The following is a 12,487-nucleotide window of genomic DNA, read 5'->3' on the forward strand; positions in this document are numbered from 1 at the left end:
ACAGTTCCTGCGCATTGGATGCACGCAATACAATGACCGCACCAATTTCATACCGCGACCGGCAATGCTTTTCCCATGGTCGCACAGCCATGGGAAGAGCCTCCCGGACGGATGCCGGCCCCCAGGGGAAACCGGTATCCTGTAACGTATCGTAGTGACACATCCGGGGTAGTCTTACAATTAACGCCCCCGGCCATTCGTTAAAATGCTAACAAGTTCTTAACGAAAATGCGGCCCGCACGGCGCCAAACCCCCTGCAATGCCGGATGTTTTCCTCTGTTAACCATACTTGACGAAAGGTGCCCTGATTGCGCCCCGTTTTCATCTGATAGCAGCCTCGCTGCTGTGAAATCCACAGGAGACGACGACGCGGCTGCAGGCCGGATGCGCAAGGGTTCAGAGCCCGCGCACATTCCGACCTGTCGCTGACATCCGCGTCACGGATTCCGAGCCCGTGGGGTGTCCCGCAACGTGCCGGCAGCGATGACAACAGAACAAGGAACACCGTGCATGGCCGCCCTCAATATCGCCTTCGACAGTCCCGAAACGGCACTGGGCCATCTCCACTCCCGCGGTCGCCCGATCGACCTCGTGCATCTCGCCACCCAGACGATGGGCGACAAGGCGCTGGAACTCGAAGTGCTGCAGATCTTCGCGCGCCAGTCGCGCCAGATCGTCAAGGAACTGATGATCGAGGACACGCAGGTCCGCAAGGCCGCCGCACACCGCCTGCGGGGCGCAGCGCTTGCCGTCGGCGCCTTTACGGTGGCCGACGTCGCGGCTTCCGCCGAGAACCAGCCGAACGACGCGGAAACGCTCGCCGCCCTGTCTTCGGCCGTTCTCGACACCGAGATCTTCATCCTGAAGCTTTGCCGATAGATTAGAGCCAACGGCGACCGGCCTGCCGGCCAGCCGTGTCGGTCCGGGATCGCGCGCGACACACGTCTCCGGAAAGCAGGCCTGTCGACCTGTTTTCTTGACGACCCGCATGAAACAATGTGAGAAAAACGGGCACCCCCTTTTGCGGGCGTCGTGCCCGTCGGCACCGGCGGTCCCGCGCATCCAGCATTCGAGACCGCGCCATCATGACAAAACTCAGCATCATCGCCTTCGACGGCACCCGCCACGAACTGGAGGTCCAGACGGGATCGACCGTGATGGAAAACGCCGTCCGGAACTCCGTGCCCGGCATCGAGGCCGAATGCGGCGGCGCCTGCGCCTGCGCCACCTGTCATGTCTATGTCGACGAGGCCTGGACGGCGGCCGTCGGCGCGCCGGAAGCGATGGAAGAGGACATGCTGGATTTTGCCTACGACGTCCGTCCGACCTCGCGGCTGAGCTGTCAGATCAAGATGAGCGACGCGCTCGACGGTCTCGTCGTGCATGTGCCCGAACGTCAGGCTTAGTTACCTCAGGCATAGTTACTGGCGGCCTGATCGTATGCAGGGCCCGATTCGCCCTTGGCGTTCGCGCCAAAAAAAGCCCCGCCTGTCACAGGGACAAGCGGGGCAGGAGGGCGCATCGCACGCAGGATGAGGGAGGGATCATCTGCGGCAACAGGATACGCCAGGAGAACACCGGGGCAGGGCAAAGCATTTCCGGTCGCCACGCGATCCGGCATCCTGCCGCTCCTGCAATATCGTCATCGTCTTCGCGTCGAGAGCATGACCGCTTCACTGCGTGTCTGCAGTCTCAGAGCTTTTAAGCTTCGTCTATTCTTCGCTTGCGATAATGAGACTATAGCCGAACTTTACCGGACGCACTATCGCTAGAAATCACCAATGAGTTATTGCGGCACGCGGCGCTAGCGCGCGAAGGCCGTCTGCCGTCGCATCGGCGCGTCAGACGCCGTCCCGAACCGGGCGACATTGCCTAGCGAAGCTCGGTTCCGCCCTTTTTCAGGCGCTCCAGGCGATACTGGAGGAGGCGCACCATGCGCTGGTCGAAATTGACGGCTTCGCGGCGGTCGAAGGCGGCCTGGTCCTTGTCGTGCGCGGCGATCGCGTCTTCGCTGATGCGGGCGACGCGGGCCTGCATCCGCTCGCAATCGGCCTCTGCCGGCAGGGAGAGGAGCGCCTTTTCCATGTCGCGCGCGTGGTTGCGGGCAATCTCCGCGTGGCGTTCCTCGTGGCGCTTGATGTCGCTCGACAGCGTGTCCCAGACGAGGGCGAGGTCACGCCCGGCCTTGTTGCGGTTGGTCCACCGCGGCAGGATCAGCCGCGTATTGAGCGTCACACGGGCGCTGCCGACGGCGCAGAGGCGTCCGCGGCGGACATAGCTCACGGTTCCCCCGAATTTTATGCGCGTCGCGCCGGGGTGGCGGGCGCCGGTCTCGCGCATTTGCGGGCCCTGCGACGACAAGGCCGCATCGAGTTCGGCCGCGGTGCGACCGCCGACCGAGAAATAGGTGATCGTCTTGTTCATCACCGTCTCCGCACCGACGGCGAGCGGTTGCGTGAGGATCGCGAGAGCGGCCAGCGGAACGAGGAGGTATTTGCGGGCCGTGTTCATGGATATGCTGTCTCGACGGTTGATGTCGTCCAAAGCTTGGGGCATAGGCTGGGCAAGCGCAACTGGAAATGCCCGCCGCCTTGAAACAAGGTTAGCGCGGCTGCCCCACAAGGTCGGCCCTTTTCGCCGAGATCCGTCATGGTTGAACCCCTTCACGCCGCCGACCCTTTCTCCGCCTTCGAATGGTCGCTCGGTCATGGACGCAGCCTGACGCTCGGTCCGCGCGGCGTGCTCATGGCGATCGTCAACGTGACGCCCGACTCGTTTTCGGATGGCGGCGCTTTTCTCGGTGTCGACAAGGCCTTCGCGCATGCTCTGGCGTGCCTGGAGAACGGCGCTGTCATTCTCGACATCGGCGGCGAGTCGACCCGGCCGGGGGCGGACGCCGTGTCTGCCGCGCAGGAACAGGATCGCGTCCTCCCCGTCATCGAGCGCCTGGCGCGGGAGACGGAGGCGTTGATCTCGATCGACACCTATCGCGCGGAGACGGCGCGGCTGGCGCTCGCTGCCGGCGCCCATATCGTCAACGACGTGCACGGACTGCAGCGCGAGCCCGAGATCGCCGGGGTCGTGGCGACAGCGCGGGCTGGCGTCTGCATCATGCATACCGGGCGGGGGCGCGAGAAAGCCGGCGACGTGATCGCGGATCAGAAACAGTTCTTCGGCCGGTCGCTGGAGATCGCCGCGGATGCCGGGATCGGGGCGGATGCGATCGTGCTCGATCCGGGCTTCGGCTTCGCCAAGGACGCGTCCGAGAACTGGGCGCTGATGGCGCGGCTGGATGCGCTGCACGGGCTCGGCCACAGGCTGCTGATCGGCACGTCGCGCAAGCGCTTCCTCGGCGCGGCCACCGGACGGGAGGCGGATGCGCGCGATGTCGCGACGGCGGCGACCACGACGGCGGCGCGTCTTGCCGGGGGGGCGATATTTCGCGTCCATGATGTCGCTTTCAACAGGGATGCCCTGCTGGTCGCCGATGCTATCCTGGCGGCACGACCCTGACGCCTTCAACGTTCCGAGCGGCCGGCGTCACGCCGTGGCTGCGACACTCGGCAGGAGACCCTGTGATGACGCCGACCTACACGATCACGCTCAAGAACTGCGCCTTCTTCGCGCGGCATGGCGTTCACGACGAAGAGGAGTTTCTCGGGCAGCGCTTTTTCGTCGATGCGGAACTGGTGGTGGAACAGGGGTCGGCCTTGCGCGAGGACCGGATCGAGGACACGGTGCATTACGGCATCGCCTTCGCCGAACTCGAGAAGATGATCACCGGCCGCCGTCGCTACCTCATCGAGGCGCTGGCACTGGAAATCGCCGAGATGCTCTGTTCGCGCTGGCCGCAGATCCATCGGGCGAAGATCACCATCCGCAAGCCGAACGCACCCGTGCCCGGCGTGCTCGACTATGTCGCCGTCACCGTCGAGCATGTCGCCAGATCATGAGCGCGATCGACGACGGCAGATGGCACCAGGCGGCGATCGGGCTTGGCGGCAATATCGGCGACGCGGCAGCCGCCATCGCGCAGGCGCTCGCGCGGCTCGATGCGCATCCCGACGTGACGGTTCTTGCCGTTTCCGGCCTCTACCGCACGCCGCCCTGGGGCAAGACCGACCAGGACTGGTTCTTCAATGCCTGTGCGGTGGTGCAGACGACGCTCGAACCGCTGGCGCTGCTGGACGCCTGCCTCGATGTGGAAAAGGCGATGAAGCGGCAGCGGCTGGAGCGCTGGGGGCCGCGCACGATCGATCTCGACGTGCTGACCTACGATACGATCACGATGCAAACCGCGGAGCTTACCTTGCCGCATCCGCGGATGACGGAGCGCGGCTTCGTGCTTCTTCCGCTGGCCGACATCCTGCCGGACCATGTCGTGGGCGGGCGAAGCGTCGCGGCCTGGGCGGGTGACGCCGATGCCGCGGGCATCGAGATCGCCGACGGTCGCGCGGTGTGGTGGCGCGACCGGGCCGGGGAGGTCAGCGGGGGCGTTTGATGATCGATCTTTGTTTCTGACGCGTTGTCCGACGCCGAAGCGATCCCGCTTCGGCTGGACATGCTAGCGGATCGAGCCGACGGCCATGGTGTCGGTCTGGCGCGTCAGGGCGACGCCGATGACGGGGACCATGGTCTCCTCGACCTTGACCGAGATGGTGATGTTGAGGAGCGAGGGATCAGACATGCGGGCGATCATCGCGCCGTTCAGCTTCTTGCGGTTGATGCCGACGACGATCTTGTCCTTCGACACGTTGCCCGAGACGATGTCGAGGCCCTTGCCTTCGGCGCCGTCGAGGAACTTGCCGGTATAGCTGTTGCCCTTCTGGCTGATGACGGCCGACATCGGCTGCTTGAAGACGCCGACGCGGCAGAAGCCGTCGAGCTTGATGCCGGTGGCATCCGTCGGCTCGCCGGACAGCTCGCAGGTGAACTTCGTGCCCTTGTACTTGCCGGCGACGATTTCGCCCGGGCCTTTCCACTGGCCTGCGACCTGTTCGAAGAAGGCCTTGTCGCGGCTTTCGGCGAGCGCCGGGGCAGGGACGGCGGCGAATGCCGCAAGCGTGAGTGCGGCCATACATGCGGCAGGGCCGCGCGCGATCAAAGAAGGGCGCGAGAACATGGGCGATCCTTGAGGGTCGGTGTCGAGAACGTGAGGTGACATTGGCACTTGAATGGTTAATGGAGCGTTTCATTCGGCCGAACGGCGCGCGCGTAAGGCGACGATCCGGTGGACCGCTGCAGATTTGCAACGCTTTCGATCCTCCGCGGTCGCCCTATCTTGCCATGGTCCGCGCGCGGGATTTTAAGACGGCTTTTTCACATGCGCCGCAGATCGCAGAGGCGAATCGCGGCGGGGGAGATCATCGATGACGCCTGTATCTAAGGAGATGGCATCCGGCGCCCGGCGCGGAGGGCGGCTGATCTATCGGCACGGTCTCATGACGCGCCTCACGCACTGGAGCTGGGCCGTCGCGCTTTTCTTCCTGCTGCTGAGCGGCCTGCAGATCTTCAACGCGCATCCCACCCTCTACATCGGCACGCAGTCGGGCTTTGCCTTCGACAACAGCGTCCTGAAGATGGATGCGATCTACGGGCCGGACGGGCAGCCGCAGGGCAGGACGACCATCTTCGGGCACAGCTTCGACACGAGCGGCGTGTTCGGCATGAGCGGGCCGGCGGAGCGGCCGGCCTATCGCGGCTTTCCCGCCTGGGCGACCGTGCCGTCCTATCAGGATCTCGCCACCGGCCGCGTGGTCCACTTCTTCTTCGCCTGGGTGCTCGCCATTACGCTGCTCGTCTGGCTGATCTCGGCCCTCGTTACCAGGCGGCTCCGGCGTGACCTGCTGCCATCGGGGCGGGAACTTCGCCACATTCCGCGCGATATCGCCGACCATGCCCGGCTGCGCTTTCGCCATGACGGCCGCTACAACGTGCTGCAAAAGCTTTCCTATGGCGGCGTGCTCTTCATCCTGTTTCCGCTGGTGATCCTCACCGGGCTTTCGATGTCGCCGACCATGAACGCCGCCTGGCCCGTCCTGCTCGATCTCTTCGGTGGGCGGCAGACGGCGCGGACGCTGCATTTCACCTGCATGCTGGCCCTCGTCCTGTTCTTCGTGGTGCACATCCTCATGGTGCTGCTCGCAGGGCCGCTGAATGAGCTGCGCTCCATCATCACCGGACGTTCCCGCACGCGCGACACCGTGCCTGTCACCGATGCCGCTTCTGGAGAACCGAGATCATGAGCCGCACCTTCCTGGCCAATCGCCGCCGTTTCCTGACGCTGGCCGGCGTTGCCGCCTCGACCGTGCCGCTTTCCGGTTGTGACGTGCTCGACGGCGTTCTCTCGGGCGATAGCGCCGTTCGCAAGACGCTCGCCTCCGCCAACAGCCTGAGTTATCGCGTCCAGCGCCTGCTGGCGGGCGACAGGCTTGCGCCTGAATTTTCGGCCACCGAAATCCGGCAGGGGCAGCGGCCGAACGGCTCGACAGATCCGAACGGGGCCGACTATCTCGCGCTGAAGGCGACGGCGTTCGCCACCTACCGATTGCCGGTGACCGGGCTTGTGGACAAGCCGCTCGATCTCGGCCTCGACGAGATCCGTGCCATGCCCGCGCGCACCCAGATTACCCGCCATGACTGCGTGGAGGGGTGGAGCTGCATCGCCAAATGGACCGGCGTGCCGCTCGCCGCCATTCTCGACCAGGCGAAGGTGCGGCCGGAGGCCCGTTACGTCGTGTTCCGGTGCTACGACGCCATGGACATCGGGCTTGGCGGACCGACGCCCTATTACGAATCCATCGACCTTCTCGACGCCCGTCACCCGCAGACGATTCTCGCCTATGGCTGCAACGACGCGGCCCTGTCGGTCGCGAACGGCGCACCGCTGCGCGTGCGGGTCGAGCGGCAGCTCGGCTACAAGATGGCGAAATACATCAAGTCGATCGAACTCGCCGCCACGCTCGTCCCCTATGGCGGCGGCAAGGGCGGGTTCTGGGAAGATGTCGGCTATGACTGGTATGGCGGGATCTGAGCCGCCTGACGCCCGACGGACGGTTAGACCTCGTCGACCACGGACTTTTTCTGGCCCGGTGCGAGGTCGCCGATGAAGTCGCCGATGCCGGGGCGCCTCAGGGCGCGGAAAGGCATGGGGCGGCAGAGGTCCATGGCGGCGATGCCGATGCGGGCGGTCATGAGGCCGTTGACGACGCCTTCGCCGAGACGGGCCGAGAGCTTGGACGCGATGCCGTGGCCGAGCACCTGCTGGACGAGACTGTCGCCGACCGCGATCGAGCCGGTGACGGCGAGATGGGCCAGCACGTCCCGGATGAGGCGAAAGAGGCCCAGCGTTCCCGGCCGGCCGCCATAGAGATCGGCCATGGCGCGGATGAGGCGGGCGGATTCGAACACGACATAGCCGAGATCGACCAGCGCGCGCGGACTGACCGCGGTGACGATGGAGACGCGTTTTGACGCGTTGAGGATCAGCGCGCGCGCTTCCCGGTCGAGCGGCGTCAGGAGTTCGCGCTCGGTGAGCTCGATCAGGTGCGGACCGTCGATGATCTCGCCTTCCGTCGCCTTCAGCCGTTCGCGGCCGCGGGCGGTTTCGGGACGCGCGGCGAGATGGTGCACGAGGTCGGTCATGGTCTTGCGGGCGGCCGTGTTGCCAGTGGCCGCGAAAGCGGCTGTGACCTCGTCCTTCAGCGCCTGCACCGCATTCAGCCGCATCAGGCCGAGGACCTCCCGGCCGACGATGCCGAGCACGGCGAGGACGACGATGGTGGCAGCGGCGATGGCGACATAGCCGAGCGCATCGTTGCGCGTGAAGAGATCGCGCACGAGGCTGTCGATCCAGAGGCCGAGGGCGAGCGACACCAGCACGCCGAGCGCACCGAATGCGAGCTTGGCCAGCGAAAACCGTCGCTTCGGACGGCGCTCTTCCAGCGCCGAGACGACGGGCGCGGAGAGCGTGGTGTCGGCGAACGGGTCGTCCGCATCGGGCGTGAGCACGACGCCATCGGCGAAGCTTGTCGGTGCGCGGCGGAGGTCCGGTCTTGGCGTCGTCTCGCCTTCGACCGTGAAGGCGGCAGGGCGGCGGGGAAGGTCGCTCATGCGAGGCGGTCTCCGAACAGGAACTGCATGGCCCGATCGAGCCGGATATGCGGAACGGACAGCTTGAGACCGCCGCCCGTTTCCTCGATATGCGGCGGGCGGAAACGGACGAAATTGACCTCCGGCAGGGGCTGGCCGGGCTCTTCGTCGATCCGGCGGAACAGGCTGTCGGGATCGCGCGGCAGGTCGCCGGGGAAGATCGCCGTCTTGCGCTCGCCGTCGAACAGCTCGCCATTGATGCGCTCGCCGGCAATGGGCGTGCCCACGATGACCGGTAGGGGATGGCCGTCGTGATTGACGGTGGCCTCGCGGGTGGCGCGCACCGAGGCGAGCGCCATGACCTCGACGCCGGCGCCGCTGCCGCCGATCCGCTCCATGGCGCGGGCGACGATGCGCGCGGTGATGCGCTCCAGCCGGTCGTGGCTTTCATGGTGCAGGTGATCGGCCTTGGTGGCGGCGATCAGCACCTTGTCGATGCGGCGGGTGAGGAAGGACGACAGGAAGGAATTGGTGCCCGGCTGGAAGCAGCCCATGACGTCGGCCAGCGCGCTCTCCAGATCGAGCAGCGCCTCCGGCCCGCGATTGATCGCCTGGAGCGCGTCCACGAGCACGATCTGGCGGTCGAGGCGGGCGAAGTGTTCGCGGAAGAAGGGTTTGACCACATGCGTCTTGTAGGCCTCGTAGCGGCGCTCCATCATCGCATGGAGCGAACCGGAGGCGGCGCGACCGTCGGGCAGGTCGGGCAGCGGTGCGAAGGTGAGCGCGGGCGAGCCTTCGAGGTCGCCCGGCATCAGGAAGCGCCCGGGCGGCAGGGTGGAGAGCGAGCGCTCGTCCGTGCGGCAGGCGCGGAGATAACGGGTGAAGGCCTCGGCCAGCGCGCGGGTGCGGCCCTCGTCCGCATCCGCCTCGGCCGGCGCGGTGTCGCAGAGCGCCAGCCATTCGGCGGACAGCTCGCGGCGGATGCCGCTGCGCGCGCGCGCGACGGTGGCGGCGCTGAACTGGCGGTAATCCTGCGAGAGGAGCGGCAGGTCGAGCAGCCATTCGCCGGGATAGTCGACGATGTCGATGGACAGGCGGCCGGGCGAGAACATGCGATTCCAGCCGCTGGCGCTTTCATAGTCGAGCGTGATCCGCAGCTGCGAGATGGCTCGGGTCGAATCGGGCCAGATGCGGTCGCGCACCAGCGCCGTGATATGATCCTCGTACTGAAAGCGCGGCACGGCATCGTCGGGCTGCGGCTCCAGCCGGATCTTCGACACGCGGCCCGAGCGCACCGGCTCGAACACCGGCAGGCGGCCGCCGTTCAGCAGGTTGTGGACGAGGGAGGAGATGAACACGGTCTTGCCTGCGCGCGACAGGCCGGTGACGCCGAGGCGGACGGACGGATTGACCAGACCGGCGGCCCGATCCGTGAGGGTATCCAGAGCAAGTTTCGCATCGTCGGACATGCGGGTGAGAAATGACACGCGACTTGGCTTCCCTCTAAGAGATCGACGACATCCACGGATGTTCGGGCCGGGTGACCCGGTTGCGATATAGGGAGCCACGCGCCCGAGGGAAAGATGAACCGGTTTGTTCCGCGCGGGAGAGCCGCGCGGGATAGCAGCACGGGATAGCGGCATGGGGCGGGCCGACCTCAGGGCTTGAGGACCTCGACGAGATGGCTTGGCCGTTCGCCCGGCGCCGCGTCCGGCCTGCGGGCGATGGCGACGACCATGCCGGGGAGAAAGCCGGCCGGCAGCACGCGCGTGGCGACCGTCGAGCCGAGGCATTCCCAGGCCAGCTGCTCCAGGATCGGATTGTGACCGACGAGGGTCAGCGGTTCGCCGGTGCCGGCTCTCTCGGAGAGGTCGGCCAGCACCGCGAGATAGGCGTCGAGCGCGCCGTCATAGAGCGACGCCTCGAAGGCGATGGAGGCGGAGGGTGTGGCGCCCAGCAAAATCTCGGCCGTCTCGCGGCAGCGGCGCGCGGGCGAGCAGGCGATGTGGCCGAGCGACCAGCCCCGTGCCTGCAGCAGCGCCGCGACGCGGGCCGCGTCCGTCCGGCCCATCTCGTCGAGCGTGCGGTCGAAATCCCGTTCTCCCGCCCGGGGGCCGCCTGCACGGGCATGGCGCACGAGAAAGAGAGCAGGCTGGGACATTGCGGACGACATGGGGTGGCCACCGGGCTTACTGAGATCAGACCTTGTCTCCCGGCCGTCGAGAAAGATCAAGCGCCGGTCTCGACCATCGGCCGGGCCATACAGGGGAGGTCCGGCGGACATTGGAAAAAACACTGCTTGATTTTTAGGCCGCGATTGTACGCGGCACCCCTGCCGAACCTGGCGTGGTAGGGCGGCGGTCCCGCCTAGACCGGAGGGTGCCTGTCATGCTCTTGTAATTCTGGTGAAATATGAGGCCGCTAGCTTCGTTTTCGAGCAGTTTGAAATATGCGGGCGGCGTGCGCGGAGACTTGAAACGCGGACTTCATAGGTCTATAGACCCGCCGCATGAGATGTTCTTCAGGAGAATCGCGTTGAGTGAGAAGATCGATCTTGGTACCTACGTTCTTTCCGAAGACGACGAATTCATGAATTCCAATCAGCGGGCCTATTTTCGGGCCAAGCTGAACGCCTGGAAGAACGATATTCTCCGGGAAGCGCGCGAAACGCTCGGTCACCTTGCCGAGGAAAGCGCGAACCACCCCGACCTCGCCGACCGCGCCTCTTCGGAAACCGACCGCGCCATCGAGCTTCGGGCCCGCGACCGCCAGCGCAAGCTGATCTCCAAGATCGACTCGGCGCTGCAGCGGATCGACGAGGGAACCTACGGCTATTGCGAGGAGACCGGCGAGCCGATCGGCCTGCGCCGCCTCGACGCCCGTCCGATCGCTACCCTGTCGATCGAAGCGCAGGAGCGGCATGAGCGTCGCGAGAAAGTCTATCGCGACGAATGATCGGTCATCTGGTCTGACATAGTCCGGTAACGTTCGAAATGGTCGCCTTCGGCGGCCATTTTTCGTGATGGGAGGGTCATGACAAAGTCCGCGGCGTGCCGGCCTTCAGACGTGATGGGCCTCCCACGGCGAGCCCCATCGGTCTTCCCGACATCGCACGAAACGTCACGATTTGCGTTCGTTGCCCATCTCGCTCAGCATCCGGTTCATCTCCTCCTCCAGCGTCGGCTCCTTGCGTGGAGCGGGGCGGGGCGCTTCGATCGACGGCGCGCGGGGGGCGGGTTCCGATGCGATCCGGCCAAGGTCTCCCGAAATCTGCGCATCCAGCAGGCGCTCGAAATCGCGACCGTCGTCCCGCTTTCCGATTTCGGCTGCCGCCGGGCTGCCCTTGGCCGCTGGAGCGGAGGCTTGCGGCTGGGCGGGGGGCTGGGCAGGAGGCTGGGCAAGAGGCTGGGGCGGGGACGGGATCTGCGGCAGAACACGGGCGCGGGCGGCTTCGAGGATATCCTCGGGCGCAGCGCGCGCAGCCGGCGCGGCCGGTCTCGGCGACGGCTTCGGCGGCGTGGCCGGAGCCGGTGCGGTCACGCGGGCGGCGGGGTTCGGACGTGGTGCGACCGCGTCGTCGCCATAGAGCGCCTGGCCCATGTTGGAGACCGGGGGCTGGGCCGGGCGTGCGGCCGGTCGTGTTTCCGCGCGGGCGTCAGGCCTCGGCTCGGCCCGGCTCTCAGCCCGGCTCTCGGGGCGCCGCTCCTGGGCGATACGGGCGGGTGGTGCGGGCAAGGCCTCGGTGCGTGCGGGGCCGGCAAGGTTTGCGGGCGCGGCCTGGGCTGCGATCTGGGCGCCGGTCGTCTGGGCACCAATCATCTGGGCATTGGCGGGCGGTGCGGCGAGGGCGGCGTTTGCGGCCTTCGGCGGCTCCAGGCCCGGATTGGCGCCGACGATCCGGCTTTCAATGACGATATCGGTCGGGCCGCCGATCATGATCAGGTGCTCGACATCGTCGCGGCGAACGAGAACGAGGCGACGGCGGGTATCGACCGCGGCGGCATCGAGCACGGCCAGACGCGGCAGGCGATTCTTGCCGCCGCGGATAAAGGGGGACGATGCACGATTGCGCATGAACCAGAGGACGGCCACCAGCAGCAGCAGGCCGGCGGCCACGGCCACGGCAGCGATGATGAACCGACCGCCGTTATTGCCGACGACATCTTCAAACATCTTCGCTCTCCTCGTCTGGAACGGACGGCGTGGGGACGGCGCCGCGAAATGGGAATTGACGTCTTTTTGCCGGTGGAAACAAGCCGTGAGAACGCATTGTCCCGGTAAATGGAGCGGCAGTCGGTCGCGTCCAGAGATCGGCGGGCGGAAAACCGGCTTCGTCGCGCAAATGTCGAAAACGCGCTCTCGCCGCGGGCGCGTCGCGGTCTCGGCCGGCCCGATC

The 12,487-nt window shown here is 66.3% G+C and carries 14 protein-coding genes; 8 read left to right on the forward strand and 6 right to left on the reverse strand.

The window, feature by feature from the left end; genetic code table 11:
• Positions 1-510 precede the first annotated feature (510 nt).
• Positions 511-879, forward strand: coding sequence for an Hpt domain-containing protein (locus C8J36_RS03920; RefSeq protein ID WP_132532752.1), 369 nt, complete (start codon positions 511-513; stop codon positions 877-879).
• Positions 880-1,085: 206 nt separating this feature from the next.
• Positions 1,086-1,406 carry a 2Fe-2S iron-sulfur cluster-binding protein gene (locus C8J36_RS03925; protein ID WP_132532754.1) on the forward strand — a complete coding sequence of 107 codons (321 nt, stop codon included), beginning with the start codon at positions 1,086-1,088 and terminating at the stop codon, positions 1,404-1,406.
• A 466-nt stretch (positions 1,407-1,872) separates the two neighbouring features.
• On the opposite strand, the gene C8J36_RS03930 is transcribed toward C8J36_RS03925, so the two are convergent.
• A complete protein-coding gene (locus tag C8J36_RS03930; RefSeq protein WP_132532756.1) occupies positions 1,873-2,511 on the reverse strand; it encodes a DUF922 domain-containing protein in 639 nt (212 codons plus the stop codon).
• Between the two features lie 138 nt (positions 2,512-2,649).
• Between C8J36_RS03930 and folP the strand changes: the two genes are divergently transcribed.
• The 3 genes from folP (at position 2,650) to folK (ending at position 4,501) form a co-directional block, all read left to right on the forward strand.
• Entirely contained in the window at positions 2,650-3,513 is an 864-nt protein-coding gene (gene folP / locus C8J36_RS03935) for a dihydropteroate synthase (RefSeq protein ID WP_132532758.1), read from the forward strand.
• Between the two features lie 65 nt (positions 3,514-3,578).
• Complete coding sequence (gene folB, locus C8J36_RS03940) at positions 3,579-3,953, forward strand: dihydroneopterin aldolase (RefSeq protein ID WP_132532760.1); 375 nt, start codon at positions 3,579-3,581, stop codon at positions 3,951-3,953.
• The gene (gene folK / locus C8J36_RS03945) at positions 3,950-4,501 is read left to right on the forward strand and encodes a 2-amino-4-hydroxy-6-hydroxymethyldihydropteridine diphosphokinase (RefSeq protein ID WP_132532762.1); all 552 of its coding nucleotides are present in this window, start codon (positions 3,950-3,952) and stop codon (positions 4,499-4,501) included. The genes folB and folK overlap by 4 nt, the downstream gene beginning before the upstream one ends.
• A gap of 63 nt (positions 4,502-4,564) precedes the next feature.
• Here folK and C8J36_RS03950 read toward each other — a convergent pair whose 3' ends face one another.
• A complete protein-coding gene (locus tag C8J36_RS03950; RefSeq protein ID WP_062592941.1) occupies positions 4,565-5,122 on the reverse strand; it encodes a hypothetical protein in 558 nt (185 codons plus the stop codon).
• A 247-nt stretch (positions 5,123-5,369) separates the two neighbouring features.
• Between C8J36_RS03950 and C8J36_RS03955 the strand changes: the two genes are divergently transcribed.
• Together C8J36_RS03955 and C8J36_RS03960 are read left to right on the forward strand one after the other, a co-directional pair.
• Positions 5,370-6,245: a cytochrome b/b6 domain-containing protein gene (locus C8J36_RS03955; RefSeq protein WP_245506440.1), complete on the forward strand. Its 876-nt coding sequence runs from the start codon at positions 5,370-5,372 to the stop codon at positions 6,243-6,245.
• On the forward strand, positions 6,242-7,033 hold the full coding sequence (locus C8J36_RS03960) for a molybdopterin-binding protein (protein WP_132532764.1): 792 nt from the start codon (positions 6,242-6,244) through the stop codon (positions 7,031-7,033). Before C8J36_RS03955 ends, C8J36_RS03960 begins: the two co-directional genes overlap by 4 nt.
• Positions 7,034-7,056: 23 nt before the next feature.
• Here C8J36_RS03960 and C8J36_RS03965 read toward each other — a convergent pair whose 3' ends face one another.
• The 3 genes from C8J36_RS03965 to C8J36_RS03975 form a co-directional block, all read right to left on the reverse strand.
• Complete coding sequence (locus C8J36_RS03965; protein ID WP_132532766.1) at positions 7,057-8,112, reverse strand: TIGR01620 family protein; 1,056 nt, start codon at positions 8,110-8,112, stop codon at positions 7,057-7,059.
• Positions 8,109-9,560: a YcjX family protein gene (locus tag C8J36_RS03970; RefSeq protein WP_132533044.1), complete on the reverse strand. Its 1,452-nt coding sequence runs from the start codon at positions 9,558-9,560 to the stop codon at positions 8,109-8,111. Before C8J36_RS03970 ends, C8J36_RS03965 begins: the two co-directional genes overlap by 4 nt.
• A 188-nt stretch (positions 9,561-9,748) precedes the next feature.
• Entirely contained in the window at positions 9,749-10,252 is a 504-nt protein-coding gene (locus C8J36_RS03975; RefSeq protein ID WP_165914939.1) for a histidine phosphatase family protein, read from the reverse strand.
• 374 nt (positions 10,253-10,626) lie between these two features.
• Here C8J36_RS03975 and dksA point away from each other — a divergent pair, with 374 nt between their 5' ends.
• On the forward strand, positions 10,627-11,046 hold the full coding sequence (gene dksA / locus C8J36_RS03980; protein ID WP_062592954.1) for an RNA polymerase-binding protein DksA: 420 nt from the start codon (positions 10,627-10,629) through the stop codon (positions 11,044-11,046).
• 165 nt (positions 11,047-11,211) lie between these two features.
• Here the strand turns inward: dksA and C8J36_RS03985 are convergent, their stop codons facing one another.
• Positions 11,212-12,264, reverse strand: a complete 1,053-nt coding sequence (locus tag C8J36_RS03985) for a flagellar biosynthetic protein FliO (RefSeq protein WP_132532770.1) — start codon at positions 12,262-12,264, stop codon at positions 11,212-11,214.
• Between the last annotated feature and the right edge of the window lie 223 nt (positions 12,265-12,487).

The sequence above is a fragment of the Rhizobium sp. PP-F2F-G48 genome, from assembly GCF_004342335.1.
Classification (GTDB): Bacteria; Pseudomonadota; Alphaproteobacteria; order Rhizobiales; family Rhizobiaceae; genus Ferranicluibacter.